This is a genomic window from Streptomyces sp. SID14478, from assembly GCF_010548525.1.
GTDB lineage: Bacteria > Actinomycetota > Actinomycetes > Streptomycetales > Streptomycetaceae > Streptomyces.
Genome location: NZ_JAAGMG010000467.1, coordinates 1 through 239 on the forward strand (window position 1 = coordinate 1; position 239 = coordinate 239).

General features: G+C 73.6%; 1 protein-coding gene. It reads right to left on the reverse strand.

What is annotated here, in order from left to right:
• On the reverse strand, positions 1–239 hold a 239-nt coding region (locus G3I40_RS15385; protein ID WP_203644123.1), incomplete at both ends, for a ComEC/Rec2 family competence protein.

Sequence of the window (239 nt, forward strand, 5' to 3'; positions counted from 1 at the left end):
TGAGCGACAGCCCGATCCGGGGCGCGAGTCCCCGCCGCTCGACGCGGTGCGCGGTGCCGGGCGGGCCGATCAACAGGGCCAGCAGGATCGTGAAATTGGCTCCGCTGACCGCCATCAGATGCAGCAGGTCCGTCGCCTGGAACGCCGCGTGCAGCTCGGGCGTGACGCGCGCCGTGTCGCCGACGACGAGCCCCGGCAGCAGCGCGCGTGCATCCTCCGGCAGGCCGTCCGTCGCCTCA